This is a genomic window from Prevotella sp. P3-122 (assembly GCF_002251365.1).
GTDB lineage: Bacteria > Bacteroidota > Bacteroidia > Bacteroidales > Bacteroidaceae > Prevotella.
Window position 1 is genome coordinate 1 of record NZ_NPJH01000060.1, and the last position, 22,758, is coordinate 22,758.

Consider the following 22,758-nt stretch of genomic DNA (forward strand, 5'->3'; position numbering starts at 1 on the left):
AACACAAAAGCGAGTGTCAGCAGAAAGCTTTTCAATGAGAAATCAGCGGCATCCTTATATAGGAACCTCTCAAAAATGTAGAAGTGTACTCAGGTGTATTATTTTTATAACCACCTTGAAATCAATACATTTTGATTGTATATTTTAGGTACAGGTGTACTCAGGTGTATTATTTTTGCGGATAAAATTTTGTTGTTTCAAATAGGCGTGTTACTTTTGCGCAAAACATTTTGTAATATGAAACACATTTTTATACTGCTTATGGCATTATCGATGATGCCTTCAATATCTAGAGGTGACTCTTTGGCATCGCAAATGGAAGTTTATTTGCACTACGACAATACCCTTTCAGACTTGGGAAGCAGACCAAGAGCACCGATACCTTCAATATCGGTATCACTATGCTACCATGTCTTCACCTTCTCGGAGTATCTTGCAGGCGAGACCATAGAGATTGTGTCAGGTGACACGGTTGTGTATACATCTGTAATAGGTGAGGACGGCACGGTGACAGTTCCCGATAACCTTACAGGTGAATTCACACTTGTGTTGTACTTAGGGGATAAAGTGTATAGTGCTGAGGTGGAATTGTAGCGATTGAAACCCCATCTTGTGCAGTGAACAAGAGAATTCTGATGATCCCAAGAATAAATCTGCAATTCTGATTTTCAAATATGATATCCATGCAGGAAATATCCGTAAGCCGAATGGTGAAATATTCGGCCTGTATAGTATTTGCGTCACTATGTGTCTCGTCAACTATAGACACGGGGATGTTTGTATATCCGTCGTTGTCAAGATATCTGTTGTTGGAAATTGGGATTGTCGTATTGTCAGGTATCAGTATTTTGTCCTGCATGGCTGATAATAAGAATGTGTTTAAGTCATGGTACTGTGTATTCATACTTGCGTGGATTGTCTATATATCATTGCATACTATATTTACCAGTCCGCACGAGATTTACAAGACTATGTATCTTGTTGTAACATTATCTTTAATCCTTGTGTTAGGAATTTGTCTGCGAGTAAGTCTCTTATCAAACAAGGTCATAGAAAACGGTCTACTGCTCATAGCCGCTATACATATTATATATATAGCAGCTCAAAAACTTGGTGTGGCAATAAGTGCTAACAAATATTTCGCCATAGTCGGTTCTAATGACAACCCTACTGTGACAGCCTTATATTTTGTCGGGATATTGCCAATCCTGATATCAAGGGCTAAACGAACCAATTGGCATTGGACGTATGCAATTTTTACGTTCTTTGTCATTGCGGGATTATTGGTGCTTCGCTGCCGTACGGCATATGTTGGGCTTTTCATTGAGGCTGCAGTATACATCGGCATGTGCTATAAGGGAAAGGTGCATGTGATTAAGACGCATCCTTTCCGCAACAGTATTATATTGGCTGTTGTGATGGTTATGCTTTCCGTAACAGGCACATGGCTGTACAACATGAAGAAGGACTCCGCTGACGGCCGTATACTGATATGGAAACTGTCTGCAGGAATGCTGGCAGACAGACCGCAGGGCTACGGTTACGGTCTGTTTGAAAAGTATTACAATCTCAGACAGGCAGAGTATTTCTCCAAAAATGATGCCTCCAGTATGGAAAAACGAAATGCAGACTTTGTGTATATGCCGTATAATGACTATCTGGAGCAGGGTATAGAGGGAGGTATTGTGGGAATGCTGTTCCTGATGGCGTTCTACACGATGAACATCAGAAAGGCGTGGAAAGGCAACAAGGTGCGTGAGGCGGCTGTCCTTACCGCATTTTGTGTAATGTCGCTAACAAATTTTGTCTGTACCTCTATTCAGCCATGGTTGCTTGTAATCTGTTGCTCCGCACTTACAATGACAGATAGAGATAAAGAGAAATCACAGCAGCAAAGCCATTTGCGAGCTGCTAAAGTACTTAACGCTTTTGCCCTCACCCTGTTTGCAACATGCGCCTGCTCTGTTGTCCTCATTACAAGAGCGCAGCTTGCGCTGAAGTCACTTGATATTGAAATGAAGACGGTCGGCAAAGTCCATGACGGCAAGTTTGGGGCTATTGAGAAATCCGTCAGCACGTCAGAGGCATATTGGCGCATCCGCGCAAAGAACAGCATGTCGCAGGACTTCAGTGACAATGCCATTGCCTACATCAGGAAAGCCCGTCTTTATTCATCTGCCCCGGAGCTGTTAGGCTTGGAGTCTGAATATCTGAGACGAAATGGAGATACCGTTACAAGCATGCAGCTTATAGACACTCTGTCAGACATTCTGCCACATGTGCTGAGGCTGAAACTCATTCTCATGCGATACAATGCCTCATGCGAAGAGAGAGAGGATGCTTTGCGTTATGCTGCAGACATATTATCCACTGGTGCAAAATATGATACAGACGAGGCGAGAGCCATAATACAAGAGGCTAAGAAGTATTATGAAATATATGAAAAATAAACTACTGACAATCTTGCTGCCCCTGTTGCCAATCATGGTGTGCTCTACTATGTCGGCCAGTCAAGGGCATAGAGAAAAATACACTGGTGTCTTGAGACATTATTCTCAAAACGCCTCTGACAGTCTTAAATATAAGGCTGCCCTGTTTGTTATAGACAACATGGAAGGTCATTGCTCGCCAGAGGGCAAAGCTATGGACAGTTTCATCAGCCATATCCGTACAATGAAAAAGGCAAAGGGCATCCGGGAATTGCAGACAGCTTGGAACTCCTCGTTGAGAGAAGGCCGCGTTGAAATAGTACCTGACAGCATGGTAGTAACTGATGAGTTTCTTATCAACGACATTGACAATGCTTATAACTCATGGCAACAGTCGCAATGGAAAGACAGCATTACGTTCAGCCTGTTTTGCCGATATATTCTGCCTTACCGCATCAACGACGAGCATTTTGGCGGTAATTGGCGTGAGTCTCTGCGCAAGCAATACGCTGCGGTTATAGAGGGTGTTTCGGATATGAGAAAAGCGTTTGCCATTGTGCGGGACACCGTGTTTAATGTGATTGCCCTGTCAAACTCCTATTGCAATTACAACCTTGACCCTCTTACATGCAACATTGTAGGCAGGGCAGAATGCAGCCAGCGCTGTATTCTGCTTGTGGCTGTTCTGCGCGCTCTCGGTATACCAGCCGCAATAGACGGTACACCGATGTGGGCAGATTACAGCAACAAGGGGCATGCCTGGGCTGCTATGATAATGAGCAATGGCGACACATATACCGTATTTGAGAAAGACAAGGAAGCAAAGCGGCTGAACCCTGTCGATGCCTCACAATTTATGCCAAGATACAAGACCTGGGAAAATGACGGATTCCCATACATCATAAAAGCGTCTAAGACACCCGTGAAGATCTACCGTATGTGTTACAACCGCTGTAACGAGGTCGGAGAATATGATGCCCTGTGGCTAAAAAGCTCTTTTATAGAGGATGTATCGGCTGAGTACGGCCTTGTGGCAGATATCACCATAAAAACAGATATCGTTTCTCCTGTCTATCTCTGTGCATATATGTCTGGTAGAGATTGGATGCCTGTGGCAAAGGCCTTTCCAGAGAGTGGCTTCGTCACATTCCCAAATGTTGGTAGAGGCTCCGTATGTGTGCCAATAGCCATAGTTGACGGAAGGAAGATGGTGCTTTCGTGTCCGTTCCTTGTTGGAGACAATGGAGTGGAAAGGTGGTATACTCCCTCGCCTACAGATACAAGGACTATAACCATAGACAGAAAATACCCTCTTTGCTCATACACCACAGACACATGGGCTGGCATGCGAGGGGCTACATTTGAAGGCTCAATGACAGAGAATTTCTCCGTGGCAGACACTCTTGCCATTATCAATGCCGTACCATCGTACATGACCACAATTAATATAACTTCCTCCAAGCGGTACCGTTTTTTGCGTTACCATGCGCCAAAGCTCAACCGCTCATCGCTTGCGGAACTGCAGTTTTACACTTCTGACGACACTGGCGGCATAAAACTGCTCACAGGCAGACTTTTTGCCGAGGGAGTGGACTCTGCCAACATCGGAAACGTATTTGACGGAAATCCTGCAACAACATGCAAAGGAGTGTCAGTAGGCTACATGATAGGACTCGACCTTGGTGAAGGCAACGAACAGAACTTGACAAAGATAACGTTCAGTCCGTCAACCGACCTGAACTTTGTAGAGAAAGGGCATCTGTATGAACTGTATTATTATGATACGGAATGGAAGATGCTTGGCAGGTCATATGCGCACATAGACAAACTCACGTTCAGTAATGTGCCAGAAAACGCCATACTTCTATTGAAAGACAGAAGCGGAGGGATGGAGGAAAGAATATTTGAGTATAACAATGGAAGGCAAGTATGGCACTGATTAATCAATCAACAATATAGCGTTAAACTATAAAAACAAAAAGTACTAATGAAAAATAGATTCCTATTGAGCATTGCGCTTGCCATGCTCTATCTTTCCGCCAAGGCAGAGGTGCTTAGATGTACGATTCAAGAGAAAGAGGTCTATCTCGCGAACAAGGAGATGGTAGATTCCATGCTGGATTTCCGTTATCGTGAGGAAGTTGCCAGGATTAATCATTTCTTTCATGTGCCGGAGAAGGATATGGCAAGACTTGTGTTCTATGTCAAGAACCGTGAGTTTAAATATATCTGTCAGGACATACTTTACAAAGACTCGCTGGACAGGCGTGTGAAGAATAAAATCATAATAGAGCGGGTGTTTCAGGATTCAATAAACTCAATACTCATTCCTACATGCCGATATAACATTTCTGGCGAGAACTTAAGCTACGCCCTGCACTGCAGGAACATGCTGAACCTTGACAGCGCACAGTATGCATATATCATGGATAAGGCTCTGAGCATGGCACGGCGTATACGAAAAGACTACCGTGTGAATGTGTGGAATGAGGAAATGGAGATATTGAAGAAGACCCTTGACAAGGGGCAGCTCTGGTCTTTCTTCCGAAGAAAGAACTACTTGAAAGTATTGGATGAGTTTGACAAGGCGTGGGACAAGCTAAAGGAAGCAGACCTCACGGAGCAGCTCGACAGCGCAAAAGATGCGAAAGAAGCCATAAAATATATGCACAGACGGCAGATGATTAAGGATTTGTACCGCTATTACGGAACCTCGCAGAAGAAATATCTTGCAGAGCTTGACAAATCCAAGCCAAAGATGATAAAAATGCTGGATGGAATAGACAAGAAGGCGAGAGTTGAAGAGAAAGAAAAAACTGTGGGAAAAGAGTTTGTATGGTAAATAATTACTTAGCTTATATCGAAAAGAATGGAAAAAACTATCAGATTATTAAGCAAATGCTGCATCGCGGCATTTATGATGCTTGTGTATGTCGTTGGGGCATACGCTGATAATACAAGGGCCGGCAATGATGAGGTTATGCGCGCCGTAGGCGTGTTGAAGGGTATATATCAAGATTATACGAAAGAGAAAGCTGTCAGCATATTGCTGAATGTCGCCGAGAATGACACGGTGGCATACGCCATGAATGCGCTTGGACTCGCTTATATGGAAGGCATTGGGACGGAGCAGAATGCGGAAAAGGCTATTAGCTGGCTCAAAAAAGCTGGAGAAAACGGATACTGTGACGCTTACCACAATCTTGGTGTGATATACAAACTGGGAAAATGTGGCGAGAAGCAGAATTTCACAGCCGCTTACAATGCTTTCATAAAAGGGGCAGAGGCCGGGTCTGATGCTTGCAGGTACGGTGCGGGCTTTATGCTCTACAAGGGTCTTGGATGCGCACAGGACTATGGCAAGGCTATGGAGCTGTTTCAGACAGCATCTGACAACGGCAACGTCTATGCAACATACATGTTGGGACTGTGCTACCGCAACGGCTATGGAACAGCGCAGGATGAGGAACAAGGCATGGAACTGCTGAATCAGGCTGCCACACTCGGATATAGCGCAGCCATAGAGGAGATGTCACGTAAAAATCCTGAGAATTATCTTTCTGGCATAATTGTCTCAGACAGTGCGTTTACAGATATCCCAGCCTCTATGCCGGAGATTAAGGCTGACGTGAACGACACCACCCTGCTGAGGGGAAAGTACAGCGGATGTGTCGTGATGTACGACTGGAGCGGGCGGCATGTCCTTGGAGAGAAACCTGTCTGCATGTCTGTATCCAGAACAGGAGAGGAAATCTCAGGATATCTGCTTCTTGGAACAGACAGCGTTCCTTTTAAGGCTGACATCACGGCGGAAGGCTCCCTCAAATTCAAGAAGAGCTACGTAAGCCTCAAAGAGCGGTATACATTTAACGGAAAGGTGCAATACAGGCTCGACAGTGCGGATCTTGATATATGGAACGACAGGATACGTGGCAGGCTTTCTCTCTATTCCCTGTCGCAGCGTGAGCCTGAGAGACCGATGTTTATGGAACTATATCGCGGAGCATACGGTAAAACAGACAATGACAATACCTGTGCTAACGGATATATAGCCATCGCGCCAAATCCGTTTGACTCTCAATTTGATGCGATTTTCGAGCTGCGGGAGAATGCCACTGCCACGGCAAGGGTATTCGACAAGTTTGGTGTGTTGATTTGGCAGCAAAGCCTTGGCACGTTTGAGGCTGGGAAACACAAAGTTACGCTTAGTCCTGACATAAGACCGGGCTATCATGTGCTGAACATCTCAGCAGGCAAGCAGGTTCTTCGTACAATAATTGTTAAAAAAGGAGACAACTGATGAGAAAGACATTTGGAATAGTAATATTTTTGCTAACTTTGCTTCCATTAATAGGCTCCGGTGATGCATTTACCATCAAAGCACAGAATTTCACTTTCGAGAACGGGGAATACTGGCTACCGGAAGTAGGAGTTGAGGCAGAACATAAAGTGAAGTGCGATTGCTGTAAGGGTTCTTTTGACGACCAAGAGGCTTTTGACAGACATCTGAAATACGACAATGTGTGTGCGGATTTTTACGACATCAACAATAATAGCGATAAAGATGGCGATGACGATACAATAAATGGCTATTGTTGTTTTTGCGGGCTGCCTGAAGACCGGTGCACATGCAATGGAGCTGAATGTAACGGCTCATATAATGGTGGAGACAGTGGTTTTGGTGGAAGCATAGGCGCTGGAGATGACAATTATGCAGGTGGCGGCAATAGCTCAAATAGCGGTTTTAGCAGATACATATCTGTGGCAGAGCTAAAACACAAAAAAGGTGTCCACCTCGTTTCATATATAAATTTGCCCGACAAACTGCATCCGCAAACGAAATCCATGGAATGTGTTATTAGGGCATTCAGTTTTTTGGCTGAGTTAAAAGGACATGACTACGCAACGGCTTATGAGGTGTTAACTAGGATTGCAATAGACAAAGATTATCATTTGGACGATTATAGAAAAGGTGGCATCCTGCTACGTGACGCAATAACAATTTTTGATTCATATTGTGAGCTCGCCCATGGGAACTATGACGAGAGTGCCATACAGAGTTGCATAGACAAAGGCATTGCCGTGGCACTTGTATCCTTAGACAATCCACCTCACATGGTGACAGTCATTGGCTATGATAATGATTTCTATTACACAGCCGCAGGAGAGGCAAACGGAAATGTTACCATTTACTCAAAAAATGCCTTAATGGGAAGTGGATATATATATTTTAAAACTATAAAAGAACCATACAGATGCAAACATTACGAACATTATCAACAGGCTTGTTTATGGCTATAGCCTCAATAAGCATGGCACAGGTAACAGTATCAACCTCACAGTTGAATGGAACCAAATGGAGAGTAAAAGGAGACACAAGTGGTAATCGTGATGAATACACCTTGAGTCATGAAATTTGGCGCGGCAAAGACGGCTCATTTAGTACGTATCCATATTACCTTACAGATACTCCTATAACGTCATATGAATATTCTGCATTTGACCATTCCAAGGTTGGTAAGAACACTAAAGGACGTTACATCGTTACTGTTAACGAAAAACTTAAGATCACGTATTGCGCATCCATACAGTCTTTCGACAAGACAAAAGGTGTATTTATTACAAAGCTGGTAACAACAGGACTTATCGGAACTGGTGATGGAATCGATACATACGAGATGGTGAAGTAGCAGGCGTGAGATAACAACTGGCATCAAAAACATTTAGGTATGAATTCTCGGCACAAAATTACTGCGAATTAAACTTTTTGCAGTAATTTTGCTACCGAGAATAGCTTAATAATATGCAAAAAAATAACGGGGGACAACATGGGAGGCGGTGCGTTGCTTACCACAGGGATTTCCGGCGCAACCGACAAGCCCTTTGGGGAGAATGCTTTTGGAATAATTACTCGGCGCTGTGGTATTGCTCGGGATATTTAGGATATGTGGTTTTGGCCCATTACATCCGCGTGCATATCAACTGGTCACAGCGCAAGCGCCTCATTGTGGGCACAGCATACTTTGTCGTGGGAGCCGCCTTCTCGGCATGGAGCTTTTGGTGGAAGGCAGTGCCGGGAGTGACGATGGACACACTAGAACAATAGAAGCCACCTTGATGAATGCTATCAAGGTGGCTTTGACTATACCGATGGGGTGTGACTATGTCTGGTTTCTATTGGTCACTTAGTTTTGTGAGTCATGATGTCGAGCACCATGTCGTCGGTGGCGCACATAGCCTCTTTGCCTATGCTTGTGAGGTTGTGAATGCTCCTGTCTACATCGATATCGATAATGCCCTCCGCCTCGGTGACATGCTTCCCCTCCATGCTCAGGAGGGCAGACAGCAAAGCGGTGGATACGCCGGAGCAGATCTTCAGTGAGCAGCTGGGCTTTGCTCCGTCGCATATCATGCCGGTGAGATTGGCAATCATGTTCTTCACGGCGAAGCAGATGCGCTGGTAGTCGCCACCCATGAGATAGGTGATGCCGCAGCTGGAGCCGATACTTGCCACCACGCATCCGCAAAGCGCTGACAGCTTGCCGAGGCTCTGCTTGATGTAGATGGCCGTCAGGTGGCTTAGTGTAAGCGCGCGGACCAGTTCCTCCTCGGTATTCTCGTTCTCCTTTGCGAAGACGGCTACGGGATTGGTTGCGCAGATGCCCTGATTGCCAGAGCCGCTGTTGCTCATGACAGGTATCATGGCACCTCCCATGCGTGCGTCACACGCTGATGCCGTCTTGGAGATGATATGCGAGAAAATGCTGTTGCCGAAGATGCCGTGGCTGAGCGGCCTGTCCATGGTCTTTCCAAGGCAATGGCCGTAGTTGCCCTTTATGCTCTCGGCGGCTGCATTCATGTTGTAATCACGTGTCTTGAGGATGAACATTAGACGTTCCGCGGGAGTGGTCATGGCAAAGTCGTAGACCATGCGCATGTCAAGGGCTATGTCGGCAGGGCCATCGTCGTGGCTGCCTGTCTGTCGGTTGTCGAGCAGCACCTCGCCATCGGCTTCCTCGTAGACGAAATTGGTATGTCCGGTAGCAATGACGGCCTTGGCCATGTGCCCATTGGCCTGACAGGTAACCTCTATGTAGAGCTTGTCGGTATTGCCGCTTTTGAGCATGATGTCTATCCTGTCATCGGCAATGAAGCTCTTGCCCTGCTGGAGGGCCTCCGGCGTTAGGTCTCTGAGAACCTCGAGCTGGTATTCGGTCTTGCCAATCAGTGCACCAAGAGCAATGGCTATGGGCAGTCCGATCATTCCTGTCCCCGGTATGCCCACACCCATGGCGTTCTTCAGGATGTTGGCCGATAGCTCGGCGGTTATCTTCTCAGGCCTGCGTCCCAGAAGCTGTGCAGCCCTGGCCGTGCACAAGGCGACGGCCATGGGTTCCGTACATCCCACTGCGGGGACTACCTCTTTGTTTATCAGAAGCAGTATTCTGTCTGTAGTTTCTTTGTCGAGCATCACTTACTTGCGGAAATTGTCGAGTCCTTTGTTCAGGAAGTCAAGATATGCAGGAATATCCTCCTTGTAGGAGAAGCTGCCTGTGAGAGGGTTGCCGTCGGCATCGGTGGCCACGTAGAAAGGCTGTGCGTTTGCGCCGAACTTGATGCTCTGCAGATAGCTCCACTTGTCGCCCACTGTGCGCAGAGAGCGTTTCTGTCCGTTCTGCTCAACCTCAATAGGCTCGGCGAGCTTGGTCTTGTCATCGACAAAGAGAGATATGAGGATGTAGTCCTTGGTGAGCTTGTCGGCCACCTGCGGGTCTGTCCATACGGCGGCCTCCATCTTGCGGCAGTTTACGCAGCCGAAGCCTGTGAAGTCGATGAGTACGGGCTTGCCCTGCGCCTTGGCTGCCGCCATGCCCTCTTCGTAGTTGGTATACTTTGCCTCAATGGTCTTGGTGTTGAGGTTGAAGTCCTGGGTGTTGATGGGCGGTGCAAAGGCACTGACGGCCTTACAGGGTGCACCCCACAGGCCTGGTATCATGTAGACGGTGAAGGCAAACGAGCACAGGCCGAGCATGATGCACGCCACGGGCATCGGACGCTCAATCTCACCACCTACCTCGTCGCTGCGGAACTTGAGCCATCCAACAAGATAGCATCCAAGGGCACCGAAGATTACTATCCATAGAGACAGGAACACCTCACGGTCGAGCAGGTGCCATCCGTATGCGAGGTCGGCAACGGAGAAGAACTTAAGGGCGAAAGCGAGCTCGATGAAGCCAAGCACCACTTTTATGGTGTTCATCCACGAGCCTGACCTTGGTGCAGACTTGAGGAGTGAGGGGAACATGGCGAAGAGTGTGAACGGAAGAGCCAGGGCGAGGGCAAAGCCGAACATTCCCACGGCGGGGCCTATCCAGTTGCCGGATGTGACGGTCTCTACGAGCAGCAGGCCGATGATGGGAGCCGTGCACGAGAAAGACACGAGAGCCAGGGTGAAGGCCATGAGGAAGATGGATATCAGTCCCGTGGCGTTGGAGGCCTTGGTGTCAACGGAGTTTGCCCATCCGTCGGGCAGCTTTATCTCGAACCATCCGAAGAAGGACAGGGCAAAGACTACGAGTAACAGGAAGAGGAAGATGTTGAATATGGAGTTCGTAGAAAGCTCGTTGAGCTTGCTCGGCCCGAAGATGAGAGTGATGATGATGCCCAACGCAAGGTAGATGACAATGATGGAGATACCATAGGTGATGGCGTCGCGTATGCCTTTCTTCTTGTCATCCTTCGCCCTCTTTAGGAAGAAGCTCACGGTCATTGGTATGATGGGCCATATACATGGCATGACCAATGCCAGCAGTCCGCCGATGATACCCATTAGGAAGATGTAGAGCAGTGAATGGTTGGCGATGTTGTCGCTGCTGCCGCCGAGAGCCTGCAGCTCCTTCACCACGGGCTTCCATAGTGACGTGGTGTCTGGTGTTGTGGCGGCTACCGTTGCCGTTGTGCTGTCTGCCGCAACGGAGTCAGCCGGCTGCTCCTCTGCTTTGGCCTGCTCTGCAGTGGCAGCCTCTGCTGCAGGTTCCGTCTTCGGCTTGCTGTCCACAGCTGGTGACTTGCCGCTCTTCTTGAAGTCTACAGATGTCGGTGGCATGCAGTTCTCGTCGTTGCACGCACCAAACTCAAGGTAGGCGTCAATGGTGTATTCGGGCTTGGTGAACTTCACCTTCTGGACAAACTGCACGCTGTTCTCGAAATATCTCAGCTTCATGCCGAAGAGCGGGTCGAAATTGGAAATCTCGTTGCCCTTTGCCTGCAGCTTGCCTACAAGTTGTACTCCATCAAGCTTTGTGACATTGAATGTGGCTGATACAGGGCCGTCATTGCCAAGCCCTGTGGAGTATACGTGCCACCCCTTGTCTATCTTGCCGGTAAATACTATCTCGCCCTCTGCGGTGTTGCCCGTCTTCAGCGTGACGGTGAACTTCACGGGGTCGAGCATCTGCGCGTTGGCCGCCACTGCCATAACAAGCAGCAAGGCCAGAGTCATTATTTTCTTCATACTTTTGGTTATTGTTGTTCTATATTATCTGAGGGGGTTGAGGGGGGGATTGATGATTGATGATTGATGATTAATGATTAATGATTGATGATTGATGATACCATTATCGAGGGGTATGAGGGGTTTGAGTGAGAGACCTTTACCTTTAGTCCTTTACCTTTAGTCCTTTACCTTTAGTCCTTCGTCCTTCGCCCTTCGTCCTTCGCCCTTCGTCCTATCCCACTGTGCTGCCCGGCTTTACCTTGCCAAGCAGTGAGGTCACGGTGAGGTTGCCGTCGTAGTTGACGGCACTGAGTATCATTCCCTGGCTCTCGATGCCCATCATCTTCCTTGGTGCGAAATTGGCTACGAAGAGTACATCCTTGCCAATGAGCTGCTCGGGCTCGTAATAGGCTGCTATGCCGCTGAGGATGGTGCGGTCGGTGCCGCTGCCGTCATCGATGGTGAACTGCAGCAGTTTCTTGCTCTTCTTCACCTTCTGGCAGTCCTTGACATGTCCAACCCTTATGTCAAGCTTCTCGAAGTCCTCGAAGTCTACCGTTGGTTTCAGAGGTGCTGCAACATATTCGGCAGCCTCATTCTCCTTCTTTGTGGCCTCGAGCTTGTCAAGTTGCTTCTGTATGACATCGTCCTCAATCTTCTCGAAGAGCAGTTCCGGCTCAGCCAGCTGGTGGCCTGCCTTGAGCAGCTCCGTGCTGCCGAGGCTTGTCCACTCGCATCCCTCCATGTTGATGAGTGAGCGGAGCTTGGCAGAAGAGAAGGGCAGGAAAGGCTCGAAGGCTATGGCGAGGTTGGCGACAAGCTGCAGGGAGATATTCAGTATAGTCTCCACGCGCTTCGGGTCGGTTTTCCATACTTTCCATGGCTCACACTCGGTGATATATCTGTTGCCTATGCGTGCGAGGTTCATGCACTCCTTCTGTGCCTCGCGGAATTTGAATGCGTCGAGGTATTGCTCCACCTTCTCCTTGACATCCTTGAACTCGTTGATAGCGGCAATGTCGACATCGGCAAGCTCGCCGCATGCGGGCACGATGCCGTTCCAGTATTTCTTGGTAAGCTGCAGGGCGCGGTTTACAAAGTTGCCGTAGATGGCCACAAGCTCGGAATTGTTGCGCTCCTGGAAATCCTTCCAGGTGAAGTTGTTGTCCTTGGTCTCGGGAGCGTTGGCCGTAAGGACATATCGGAGCACGTCCTGCTTGCCTGGCAGGTCAGCGAGATACTCATGGAGCCATACTGCCCAGTTGCGTGAGGTCGATATCTTGTCGTTCTCCAGATTGAGGAACTCGTTGGCCGGCACGTTGTCTGGCAGGATATATCCGCCGTGAGCCTTGAGCATGGTGGGGAATATGAGGCAGTGGAAGACTATGTTGTCCTTGCCGATGAAATGCACAAGGCGGGTATCCTCGTCTTTCCACCACTTTTCCCATGAGCCCCATTTTTCTGGCTGCGAGTCACACAGCTCTTTGGTGTTTGACACATATCCGATGGGGGCGTCGAACCATACGTAGAGTACCTTTCCCTCTGCGCCCTCCACGGGCACTGGTATTCCCCAGTCGAGGTCGCGGGTCATGGCGCGCGGCTGGAGGTCCATGTCGAGCCAGCTCTTGCATTGTCCATAGACGTTGGAGCGCCACTCCTTGTGCTCGTCCAGGATCCATTTCTTCAGCCAATCCTGATATTTTCCAAGAGGGAGATACCAGTTCTTGGTGGGCTTCTTCACAAGGCCGTGACCTGGATTGTTCTTGTTGGTGGGGTTTATAAGCTCGTCGGGCGACAGCGTGGCGCCGCACTTCTCGCACTGGTCGCCGTATGCTCCCTCAGCACCGCATCTCGGGCATGTGCCCACGATGTTGCGGTCGGTAAGGAACTCGCCTGTAACCTCGTCGCAATACTGTAGCTCAGTAATCTCGTCAAGCTCACCCTTATCGTAGAGCGTGCGGAAAAAGTCGGAGGCAAACTTATGGTGTATGCTGGAAGTGGTGCGGCTGTAGATGTCGAAGGAGATGCCGAAGTCCTCGAACGACTTCTTTATCAGCTTGTGATACCTGTCGACAACTTCCTGGACGGTGATGCCCTCCTTGCGTGCCCTGATGGTCACGGGTACACCATGCTCGTCGGAGCCTCCTATGAAGATTACGTCCTGGTCCTTGAGTCTCAGGTATCTCACGTATATGTCTGCCGGAACATATACGCCGGCCAAATGGCCAATGTGTACGCCGCCATTGGCGTATGGAAGAGCTGCCGTAACGGTAGTTCTCTTGAATTTTTTCTGTTCCATCTAAAAAATTAAGCTTAATTGTTCTTAGCTGCAAAGATAGTGCAAACGAGTGACATGTCAAAACAAAAAGGACTTTTTTTGGCTTTACACGTCCGAGTGCCGCCGGTCTTATCCAAAGATAGTGTCTTTTTTTATTATTTGCGTTGGTAACACGTCACATAAATTGGGCCAGGCAATATTATCACTAATACTGTCTGGCCCAAAAAAATGTGGACTCTGATTACAATCAGTCTATTTTGCAATCGAGCTATCACATGTCCACAAACAAATTAAGACTTGAGTTATGAATGGTATTTTTTTTCGGAAACCGACTGGCGTTACCACTTGCTGCTGAATACGAATATCTGGTTCTCTTTCAAGTGGTTTGTCTTAAGGTCGTCATCAAAATACACTCCTCCAAGTATCAACTGCATCTGCATCTTCTTGGCAGTGGCTGAATGAAGGCCAAACGAATAGTTGCCCGCATAGAAGTAGGCGGTAACCTTATGGTCCTCACCACCATAGTTTACCTCGTACGTTACAGGGCCAGGGTACATCATGAAGCTGATGGGAGAGTTGTTGAAGAAATAGAGTTTTGATATCACGTCTGCAGGCATGGCATCTACAAGAGCGTCGGCAACTTTCTGGTCATCGATACTACTTGCTATTCGCGCAGCTGGGAAATTGTATATGGTGAGGGTGGTGTCTGTAGCCATCACGGTCCATGCAATCTGCAAGGTATCGGTATTGTCCTTGGCGTTATCGGGATTGGTTGAGGCATAAACCATCTCACCAGTATACCTACCCTTTATAGCGTTCAGACATTGTCCCACCTGCTCGGGAGAGAGTCCTGAATTGCCATCATCGTCACCAAGGCATGATGACATAAATGTTGTTGCGAGGCAACAAACTAATAAAGATAAAACTTTGAATTTTCTCATTTTTATTATACTATTTTGAATTGTTATAAAATCAGTTATTATTATTTTACTTGTCTACTTCAATTATTAAACACCATGACGGCATAAATCTTGCACGCCATGGTGTTAAATGTTGTGAATAAACTGAATTGTCAGTCTATATTGTTGGTGTCAAAATAAGGATGTCCCAAATGCATGGGTGTTTGGCCTTGGAAAAGCAAGCCTGGAATTATTCCTCTACAACAGAGAAGTCATCCTTTCCTACACCGCATAGCGGACATACCCAGTCGTCTGGAATATCCTCGAATGCTGTTCCTGGAGCAATTCCGCTGTCTGGATCACCGTTTACAGGGTCATAGATGTACCCGCAAATGTCACATACGTACTTCTTCATAATGTGTAATTTTAATGTTTAGTTGATGTTTGTGTATATTATATATATATGTGTGTCATCTGCCTTTAGAGGAGAAAAACTCTCTACAGCAGACTCTCTACCTTATCGGCAATGATTTCCGGTGCTATCCCCGACAGGCAGGCGTAGTCGCCACGCATGCAGGGCTTGCTGCCATAGATGCTGCATGGACGGCACGGCATGTCAAGCTGCACGAAGTTCTCATCTTTCTGTCCCCATCCCACAAATCCTGCATAAGGATGTGTGGCACCCCAGATGCTCACTACGGGACAGTTTACCAATGATGCCATGTGCATGTTGGCACTGTCCATGGAGACCATCACGTCAAGATGGCTCATCAGTATAAGCTCGTCACGCATGCCACTAAGAAGTCCAGAGGCGTTTACGCAGTTGTGAGACTTGCTGGCCATGTTGTCCAGAATTTCCATCTCCTCACGCCCTCCTCCAAAGAAGAATATGCGACATGAGGGGTGTCGGCTCACGATGATGGCCACCACCTTCTCCATAAGTTCCAAGGGATATGTCTTACCCTTGTGGGCGGAGAATGGTGCAATGCCTATCCACTGCTGGAAAGCTTTCTTCTCGCCAATCTTGTCGGAGAGAAGGCGCAGGTTGCCGCCTTCTTTGGGGAAGATGGACGTGAAGTCGAGTTTCACGGGATATCCAAGCTTGGCGAGCACCTCAGAGTAGTTCTCGAAGGAGGTGGGCAGCTGCGTCAGCTTCTTCTTGTTCTTCGACGTAAGGAGATACTTACCGACTCTGTGCTTGTCGATATGAGCCACTTTGTAGAAGTCGATGTTGAACCTCATACGCAGATAGTCAGACCGCAGCACGTTGTGCAAGTCGGCAACAGCCGTGAAATGCTTGGCTGTAAGCCGCCTGTACAGTGCGTTCAGTCCCTTGACGCCACGATACTCACCCTTGATGTCGGCCTCCATGAAGCTGACATTGGGAGCAAGGTCCTGGAAGAAAGCCTTTGCTATGGGCCTGCTCAGAACCGTTATGCGCACATGGGGATATTGGTGTGCAAGAGAGTACACTACGGGCACAGCCATGGCCACGTCACCCAGTGCCGAGAACCGTATGACAAGGATGTGTTCGGCTTTCACTTCTTATTATTGTAAAGAACGGGATTGGTAGACGGGTCGTTGTACATCTTCATCTGGCGGTATACTTTCATATACTTCCTTCCTGCCTCTATGTCCTCAAGAAGCTGGTCTATGGCTGTGCCGAGGTCCACCTGCTGTTCAAGCAGCACGTTGAGCTTGGCCTGGCATTTCTGCACATGCTCCTCAGAAGCGTCCTTGCGCTCAACCTGCTCCCTCATGTGATAGATTTTCAGGGCAAGTATCGACAGTCTGTCTACAGCCCATGCGGGGCTCTCGGTGTTTATCCTTGCGTCCGGCTGCACGCTGACGTCAGAGTATTTCTGACGGAAATAGGAGTCAATCTGCTCGACAAGGTCTGTCCTGTCCTGATTGCTGCGGTCAATTCTCCTTTTCAGCGCAAGCGCCTCAAGCGGCTCAATATGCGGGTCGCGGATGATATCCTCGAAATGCCACTGTACGGTGTCTATCCAACATTTCAGGTAAAGCCTGTTCTCTATGGAGTCCCTGTCGTAGGGATTGTTGATAGGCGTATCGATATTGTCCGTTACGTGGTAGTCTCTAATGGCCTGATTGAAAATCAGATTACAGTGTTCAGTGAATGACATTGCGTTAGTTGTTTTAAGGTTTTCTGATATACTACAGCAGAACAGGCAAGGCGGTGCACGAATGCTTCTTGGACTGTCAGGTGCTGTCAACTGCAAAGATAGGAATAAAAAATGAAACGGCCAACAAAAGGCATGTAAAAAGCATTTTTTATGCACAAACATAGGGTAAATGTGCAGGTTGAGTGCCTTTTTATGAAAAAATATTTGCCAGTATCAAATAAAATTCGTTCCTTTGCACCCAGTTTTTATTAGGAAATACATTTATTCATTTTTAAAAGTTACAATTATGTCAGAAATTGAATCTAAAGTAAAGGCTATTATCGTTGACAAACTTGGTGTAGATGAGGCAGAGGTAAAGGCTGAGGCAAGCTTCACCAACGACCTTGGTGCAGACTCTCTCGACACTGTAGAGCTCATCATGGAATTTGAGAAGGAGTTTGGCATTTCTATTCCAGACGATAAGGCTGAGACCATACAGACCGTTGGCGACGCTATTTCTTACATCGAGGGTTACGCCAACTAATATAAGCCTTAATGGAATTAAAGAGAGTAGTAGTAACAGGTCTCGGTGCCGTTACACCGGTTGGCAACTCTCCTGAGGAGACTTGGGAGAACCTGCTTGCCGGCAAGAGCGGTGCTGCGCCTATTACCCATTTCGATAGTTCGCTGTTTAAGACACAGTTCGCTTGCGAGATTAAGAACCTCAATGTCAATGACTACATTGACCGCAAGGAGGCACGCAAGCTCGACCGCTACACACAGCTGGCCATGATTTCGGCTATGCAGGGTGTGAAGGACTCCGGACTGGATTTGGATAAAGTGGACAAGAACCGTATCGGCGTTGTCTATGGCGTGGGCATTGGTGGTATAAAGACTTTCGAGGACGAGGTTTCCTATTATGGAAAGCACTCGGAGGACGGCCCCAAGTTCAACCCATTCTTCATACCGAAGATGATTGCCGACATCGCTTCCGGACAGATAAGCATCCACTTCGGTTTCCACGGCCCTAACTACACAACCACAAGTGCGTGCGCATCATCAAGCAACGCCATTGCAGACGCTTTCAACCTGATACGTCTTGGCAAAGCCAATGTTATCGTTTCTGGTGGCGCTGAGGCTGCAATATGCGCATGCGGAGTAGGAGGCTTCAACGCTATGAAGGCTCTCTCCACACGCAACGATGACCCAGAGCGCGCAAGCCGTCCGTTTAGCGCAAGCCGCGACGGTTTCGTAATGGGCGAGGGTGCTGGTTGTATAGTACTTGAGGAACTCGAGCACGCTAAGGCACGTGGAGCAAAGATTTATGCCGAAATGGTTGGCGAGGGTGAGAGTGCGGACGCTTACCATATCACGGCCTCACATCCGGAGGGTCTCGGTGCCAAGCTCGTAATGGAGCGTGCGCTGGAGGACGCTGGCATGAAGCCGGAGGATATCGACTACATCAACGTTCATGGTACGTCTACCCACGTAGGAGACATCTCCGAGGCCAAGGCCATCAAGGACGTGTTTGGTGAGTCAGCATATAAGCTCAACATCAGCTCTACAAAGAGTATGACAGGACACCTCCTCGGTGCCGCTGGAGCTGTTGAGGCTATGGTATGCATCCTTGCTGTCAAGAACGATATCATTCCACCAACTATCAATCACGATGACGATGACCTGGATCCTGAGCTTGACTACAATTTGAACTTCACGTTCAACAAAGCTCAGAAGCGCGAGGTACGTGCCGCATTGAGCAACACCTTCGGCTTTGGTGGTCATAATGCATGCGTTGTATTCAAGAAGTATGCTGAATAACATTATTGACCGGATAAAGCTCCCTTTCCGTAAGGAGAAGGAGCTTTATTCTTCTTTGTTCGACATCATCGGTTTTTATCCTCACGATATCAGCTTCTACAAACTGGCTCTGATGCACAAGAGCGTCATGAGACGAAACGCCAAGGGCAAGCCCGTCAACAACGAGAGGCTTGAGTTTTTGGGCGACGCTATCCTCGATGCTATTGTGGGCGACATCGTATACCAGCATTTCCCAGGCAAGCGCGAGGGCTTCCTGACCAATACCAGGAGTAAGCTCGTGCAAAGGGACACCCTGAACAAACTTGCCCAGGAAATGGGAATCAACCAGCTCATACTGAGCTCTGGCCACTCGTCATCGCATAACAGCTACATGGGAGGCAACGCTTTCGAGGCCCTTGTCGGGGCTATATATCTCGACCAGGGTTATGATGCGTGCATGCGGTTCATGAGCAAGCGCATACTCGCTAAAATGATCAACATCGACAAGGTTGCCTACAAGGAAGTCAACTTCAAGAGCAAGCTCATAGAGTGGGCACAGAAAAACAAGGTAAGGCTCACATACGAGCTGGTGAAGCAGGACAAAGACAAGAGCGGAAATCCCATCTTTGAGTTCAAGGTTATGATGGAGGGCATTGAAGGATGCTCTGCAAAGGGATTCAGCAAGAAAGAAAGCCAGCAGGCCGCAAGCAAGCTGACTTTGGAAAAGCTGAGAAGGAAGCCGCAGTTCATCGACCAGATATTCGAGGCCAAGGCCAACAGGACTAAGATGGAGGAAATGCCTGTAGAGACAGTTCCCAATACCGAGGTCAAAGAGGATTTCATCATTGTTCAGAACGATACCATACAGGAGGAAGCGCCGCAGACCAACGAAGAGGTTCAGCCACAAGCTATCGACATTCACGACAGCACCAGTGAGGAATTTGACCTGAGCGACATCAGCTCAAAGCCTCAAAGCCGCGAGGACATTATTGCGGCGGCTGAGGAGAAGGCGTTTGCGGAGGTATAAGCATTCACTCCTTGATAAGAATAGCGTACTCTTCCTATGTGAGGGGTACGCTTTTTTTGTAGCTTTATAAATCCTATTTTTTCGAGAGGAAGACTGAGCCAGTACCACGCTGAGGTGCTGCCAGTTTAACCTTGTAGTAGGAACGAGTATGAATAATGCAGGTTAAAGTTGTGAGTTTGTATAAGGTGTGCTCCTGTATTATGAGGAATATGCGGAAAAAGAGGGATTTTTGTCACAATTATCGGTGATAGTTTGTAGGTTAGGGAACTTTTTCCTACATTTGCGTAGGAAAACTGATTAATCAGAATAATTTGTATTTTACACTATTGTATGAAAGATTTCAAAGACATCAGAATAGCAGTGGCAGGCACTGGCTATGTCGGACTGAGCATAGCGACATTGCTGAGTCAGCACCATCACGTCACGGCTGTTGACGTAGTGCCCGAGAAGGTTGAGAAAATAAACAAAGGTATCTCGCCAATACAGGATGAGTATATCGAGAAATTTCTTGCCGGCAACAGGTTGTTCCGTGCCATGGAGGAAGGACAGTCGCTGCCATCCGACGGAGTGAGGCCTGTAAGGCTTGACCTCACGGCAACTCTCGATGGCAGGCAGGCATATAGCGATGCCGACTTCGTGGTCATTGCCGCACCAACCAACTATGACCCGGTGAAGAACTTCTTCGACACACACCATATAGAGGATGTCATAGACATGGTACTTGAGGTCAATCCTGATGCCGTAATGGTCATCAAGTCGACCATCCCCGTTGGTTACACAAGAAGCCTATACCAGAAATACGCTGCCAAGGGCGTTAGCCGCCTTAATCTGCTGTTCTCTCCAGAATTCCTCCGCGAGAGCAAGGCTCTGTACGACAACCTCTATCCAAGCCGCATCATCGTTGGATATCCCAAGATTATTGACCGTCCGGAGTTTGCGGCCGAGAACGAGGCTATTCTGAAGGTGACGGATGTAGAGAGGATGAAGGAGGCCGCAAGGGTTTTCGCATCTCTGCTTATTGAAGGTTCGATGATAGCAGACGAACTTAACCCCGAAGGCTGTCTGCCACTGACAGGAGAGACTGACAGGGTGCTGTTCATGGGTGTGAAGGAGGCTGAGGCCGTGAAGCTCTTTGCTAATACCTATCTTGCATTAAGGGTAAGCTACTTCAACGAGTTGGACACCTATGCGGAGATGAAGGGCCTCGACACCAGGAGCATCATCAATGGTGTAGGACTGGACCCGCGTATCGGCTCACACTACAACAACCCGTCGTTCGGGTATGGCGGTTACTGCTTGCCCAAGGACACCAAGCAGCTGTTGGCCAACTACAAGGATGTGCCTGAGAACCTTATCGAGGCTATCGTGGAGAGCAACCGCACGCGAAAAGACTATATAGCTGATGCTGTCCTCCGTAAGGCTGGGTGGTATGCCTATTCAGAGAACAACGAGTACAATCCGCTTTCGTCCACCATAAGTAACTCGTCCACTACGGTTGGAGTCTACAGGCTTACGATGAAGTCCAACTCCGACAACTTCCGGCAGTCGGCCATACAGGGTATCATGAAGCGTATCAAGGCCAAGGGCGCAGAGGTAATAATCTACGAGCCCACGCTACAGGACGGCAGCTACTTCTTCGGCAGCAGGGTGGTTAACGACCTCGACGTGTTCAAGGCCGAAAGCAGGGCCATCATCGCCAACCGCTACGACACATGCCTTGATGACGTGCAGGAGAAAGTATACACCCGTGATATCTTCAGAAGGGATTAAGAGTGGTTCGAGAGGCAGGGAAACGTTTGCGGGAAAAGGCACCTTCATTTCCTAAAAAAGCATCAGAAGTGCACAGCTGACAGATGTTGTTCTGCAAAGCCGTGCACTTCTGATGTGGGTGGGGGAAGAATACCCCCTAAGAATGTGTATCCTGAACTAAATCTTTTTTTTCCTTAAAGCGTGTCGGCAACTTCTCACGAGGTCAGCCTTCACAATACCTATCAAAAACAATCTTTACCTAATAACTAAAAACCTAAATCTATTACTACTAACCTAAACAATATATTAACCTTTTGACGATGCAAAGGTACAACCATTATCCTATTCCAACAATATCAGAGCCTTGCTTTTTCTATAAAAATGCCTCTTTCTTGATATGAATCAACGGTTGTGTACGTGCACACCACTATTATTGCCGTTTTTTATGCATTATTTGTCTTCTTTGCTTCTGATACTTTTTGGTAATGATTGCCCCAGACTAATAACATCAATAGGTCGTTGGAACATCATAATGAAATAATTGATGTAGCCTTGTAGGAAATGAAATTAACAGTCTTGACCCACGTAGTAATTATGGTTCAGTAGATATTTCCTGGGGGCTAAGTGCCCCGTAGGGTGAGTCTTTTCCCCTTTTATCTTATCCAGAATAGGACAGACATTTCAGTGCCAGTTCAGCCCAACTCTCACGCAAAGCTTTGCATCCGCTCACGCAAAGCTTTGCATCTGCCCACGCAAAGCTTTGCATCTGCCCACGCAAAGCTTTGCATTCGCCTACGCAAAGCTTTGCATCCGCCTACGCAAAGCATTGCCTGACGTGTACTGATTTTGGTTGACAGTTTTGTTTGTTAAAACTGATGTTGTTTACACTCTTGTTGTCTTATTCCTAACAGGGTTGTCAGTTTATGGCCTTATCCCTGATCAGGTTTACACAATTTC

Annotated in this window: 19 protein-coding genes; 12 read left to right on the forward strand and 7 right to left on the reverse strand. The window is 47.8% G+C overall.

The window, feature by feature from the left end; all coding sequences use genetic code 11:
• The first annotated feature begins 315 nt into the window (after positions 1-315).
• From CIL02_RS16090 to CIL02_RS16730, 8 genes are all read left to right on the forward strand, one after another.
• Complete coding sequence (locus CIL02_RS16090) at positions 316-594, forward strand: hypothetical protein (protein WP_141210200.1); 279 nt, start codon at positions 316-318, stop codon at positions 592-594.
• 521 nt (positions 595-1,115) lie between these two features.
• On the forward strand, positions 1,116-2,450 hold the full coding sequence (locus tag CIL02_RS10690) for an O-antigen ligase (RefSeq protein ID WP_170935073.1): 1,335 nt from the start codon (positions 1,116-1,118) through the stop codon (positions 2,448-2,450).
• On the forward strand, positions 2,440-4,368 hold the full coding sequence (locus CIL02_RS10695; protein WP_141210201.1) for a hypothetical protein: 1,929 nt from the start codon (positions 2,440-2,442) through the stop codon (positions 4,366-4,368). Before CIL02_RS10690 ends, CIL02_RS10695 begins: the two co-directional genes overlap by 11 nt.
• Before the next feature lie 48 nt (positions 4,369-4,416).
• Positions 4,417-5,271, forward strand: coding sequence for a hypothetical protein (locus CIL02_RS10700; RefSeq protein ID WP_141210202.1), 855 nt, complete (start codon positions 4,417-4,419; stop codon positions 5,269-5,271).
• A 27-nt stretch (positions 5,272-5,298) separates the two neighbouring features.
• Complete coding sequence (locus tag CIL02_RS10705) at positions 5,299-6,729, forward strand: tetratricopeptide repeat protein (RefSeq protein ID WP_094401604.1); 1,431 nt, start codon at positions 5,299-5,301, stop codon at positions 6,727-6,729.
• Positions 6,729-7,730, forward strand: coding sequence for a hypothetical protein (locus CIL02_RS10710; RefSeq protein WP_094401605.1), 1,002 nt, complete (start codon positions 6,729-6,731; stop codon positions 7,728-7,730). The genes CIL02_RS10705 and CIL02_RS10710 overlap by 1 nt, the downstream gene beginning before the upstream one ends.
• An 11-nt stretch (positions 7,731-7,741) precedes the next feature.
• The gene (locus CIL02_RS10715; RefSeq protein WP_206073483.1) at positions 7,742-8,119 is read left to right on the forward strand and encodes a hypothetical protein; all 378 of its coding nucleotides are present in this window, start codon (positions 7,742-7,744) and stop codon (positions 8,117-8,119) included.
• 263 nt (positions 8,120-8,382) lie between these two features.
• Positions 8,383-8,535, forward strand: coding sequence for a hypothetical protein (locus tag CIL02_RS16730; RefSeq protein WP_240513648.1), 153 nt, complete (start codon positions 8,383-8,385; stop codon positions 8,533-8,535).
• Positions 8,536-8,610: 75 nt separating this feature from the next.
• On the opposite strand, the gene CIL02_RS10725 is transcribed toward CIL02_RS16730, so the two are convergent.
• The 7 genes from CIL02_RS10725 to CIL02_RS10755 all read right to left on the reverse strand — a co-directional run bounded on the left by CIL02_RS10725 (position 8,611) and on the right by CIL02_RS10755 (position 17,249).
• Positions 8,611-9,900 carry a serine dehydratase subunit alpha family protein gene (locus tag CIL02_RS10725; RefSeq protein WP_094401608.1) on the reverse strand — a complete coding sequence of 430 codons (1,290 nt, stop codon included), beginning with the start codon at positions 9,898-9,900 and terminating at the stop codon, positions 8,611-8,613.
• Between the two features lie 3 nt (positions 9,901-9,903).
• A complete protein-coding gene (locus CIL02_RS10730; RefSeq protein ID WP_170935074.1) occupies positions 9,904-11,943 on the reverse strand; it encodes a cytochrome c biogenesis protein CcdA in 2,040 nt (679 codons plus the stop codon).
• 214 nt (positions 11,944-12,157) lie between these two features.
• Positions 12,158-14,224: a methionine--tRNA ligase gene (metG, locus tag CIL02_RS10735; protein WP_094401612.1), complete on the reverse strand. Its 2,067-nt coding sequence runs from the start codon at positions 14,222-14,224 to the stop codon at positions 12,158-12,160.
• 317 nt (positions 14,225-14,541) lie between these two features.
• Positions 14,542-15,090: a DUF4840 domain-containing protein gene (locus CIL02_RS10740; RefSeq protein WP_170935075.1), complete on the reverse strand. Its 549-nt coding sequence runs from the start codon at positions 15,088-15,090 to the stop codon at positions 14,542-14,544.
• A 262-nt stretch (positions 15,091-15,352) separates the two neighbouring features.
• Positions 15,353-15,517 (reverse strand): rubredoxin, encoded by a 165-nt coding sequence (gene rd / locus CIL02_RS10745; RefSeq protein ID WP_094401615.1) that lies wholly within the window; start codon positions 15,515-15,517, stop codon positions 15,353-15,355.
• 83 nt (positions 15,518-15,600) lie between these two features.
• Positions 15,601-16,644 (reverse strand): glycosyltransferase family 9 protein, encoded by a 1,044-nt coding sequence (locus CIL02_RS10750; RefSeq protein ID WP_094401616.1) that lies wholly within the window; start codon positions 16,642-16,644, stop codon positions 15,601-15,603.
• Positions 16,641-17,249: a DUF4254 domain-containing protein gene (locus CIL02_RS10755; RefSeq protein ID WP_094401618.1), complete on the reverse strand. Its 609-nt coding sequence runs from the start codon at positions 17,247-17,249 to the stop codon at positions 16,641-16,643. Before CIL02_RS10755 ends, CIL02_RS10750 begins: the two co-directional genes overlap by 4 nt.
• 286 nt (positions 17,250-17,535) lie before the next feature.
• Here CIL02_RS10755 and CIL02_RS10760 point away from each other — a divergent pair, with 286 nt between their 5' ends.
• From CIL02_RS10760 to CIL02_RS10775, 4 genes are all read left to right on the forward strand, one after another.
• Complete coding sequence (locus CIL02_RS10760) at positions 17,536-17,772, forward strand: acyl carrier protein (RefSeq protein ID WP_094401620.1); 237 nt, start codon at positions 17,536-17,538, stop codon at positions 17,770-17,772.
• Between the two features lie 11 nt (positions 17,773-17,783).
• A complete protein-coding gene (fabF, locus tag CIL02_RS10765) occupies positions 17,784-19,046 on the forward strand; it encodes a beta-ketoacyl-ACP synthase II (protein ID WP_094401621.1) in 1,263 nt (420 codons plus the stop codon).
• On the forward strand, positions 19,036-20,052 hold the full coding sequence (rnc, locus tag CIL02_RS10770) for a ribonuclease III (RefSeq protein WP_094401623.1): 1,017 nt from the start codon (positions 19,036-19,038) through the stop codon (positions 20,050-20,052). Before fabF ends, rnc begins: the two co-directional genes overlap by 11 nt.
• Before the next feature lie 330 nt (positions 20,053-20,382).
• A complete protein-coding gene (locus CIL02_RS10775; RefSeq protein WP_094401625.1) occupies positions 20,383-21,822 on the forward strand; it encodes a UDP binding domain-containing protein in 1,440 nt (479 codons plus the stop codon).
• Positions 21,823-22,758: the final 936 nt, after the last annotated feature.

What these genes read in the sequence shown, in the direction of transcription:
- CIL02_RS16090 (WP_141210200.1), top strand. Translation starts at nt 316, where the DNA reads ATGGAAGTTTATTTGCACTACGACAATACCCTTTCAGACTTGGGAAGC.
- CIL02_RS10695 (WP_141210201.1), top strand. Translation starts at nt 2,440, where the DNA reads ATGAAAAATAAACTACTGACAATCTTGCTGCCCCTGTTGCCAATCATG.
- CIL02_RS10700 (WP_141210202.1), top strand. Translation starts at nt 4,417, where the DNA reads ATGAAAAATAGATTCCTATTGAGCATTGCGCTTGCCATGCTCTATCTT.
- CIL02_RS10705 (WP_094401604.1), top strand. Translation starts at nt 5,299, where the DNA reads ATGGAAAAAACTATCAGATTATTAAGCAAATGCTGCATCGCGGCATTT.
- CIL02_RS10710 (WP_094401605.1), top strand. Translation starts at nt 6,729, where the DNA reads ATGAGAAAGACATTTGGAATAGTAATATTTTTGCTAACTTTGCTTCCA.
- CIL02_RS10715 (WP_206073483.1), top strand. Translation starts at nt 7,742, where the DNA reads ATGGCACAGGTAACAGTATCAACCTCACAGTTGAATGGAACCAAATGG.
- CIL02_RS10725 (WP_094401608.1), bottom strand. Translation starts at nt 9,900, where the DNA reads ATGCTCGACAAAGAAACTACAGACAGAATACTGCTTCTGATAAACAAA.
- CIL02_RS10730 (WP_170935074.1), bottom strand. Translation starts at nt 11,943, where the DNA reads ATGAAGAAAATAATGACTCTGGCCTTGCTGCTTGTTATGGCAGTGGCG.
- metG (WP_094401612.1), bottom strand. Translation starts at nt 14,224, where the DNA reads ATGGAACAGAAAAAATTCAAGAGAACTACCGTTACGGCAGCTCTTCCA.
- CIL02_RS10740 (WP_170935075.1), bottom strand. Translation starts at nt 15,090, where the DNA reads ATGTCATCATGCCTTGGTGACGATGATGGCAATTCAGGACTCTCTCCC.
- rd (WP_094401615.1), bottom strand. Translation starts at nt 15,517, where the DNA reads ATGAAGAAGTACGTATGTGACATTTGCGGGTACATCTATGACCCTGTA.
- CIL02_RS10755 (WP_094401618.1), bottom strand. Translation starts at nt 17,249, where the DNA reads ATGTCATTCACTGAACACTGTAATCTGATTTTCAATCAGGCCATTAGA.
- CIL02_RS10760 (WP_094401620.1), top strand. Translation starts at nt 17,536, where the DNA reads ATGTCAGAAATTGAATCTAAAGTAAAGGCTATTATCGTTGACAAACTT.
- fabF (WP_094401621.1), top strand. Translation starts at nt 17,784, where the DNA reads ATGGAATTAAAGAGAGTAGTAGTAACAGGTCTCGGTGCCGTTACACCG.
- rnc (WP_094401623.1), top strand. Translation starts at nt 19,036, where the DNA reads ATGCTGAATAACATTATTGACCGGATAAAGCTCCCTTTCCGTAAGGAG.
- CIL02_RS10775 (WP_094401625.1), top strand. Translation starts at nt 20,383, where the DNA reads ATGAAAGATTTCAAAGACATCAGAATAGCAGTGGCAGGCACTGGCTAT.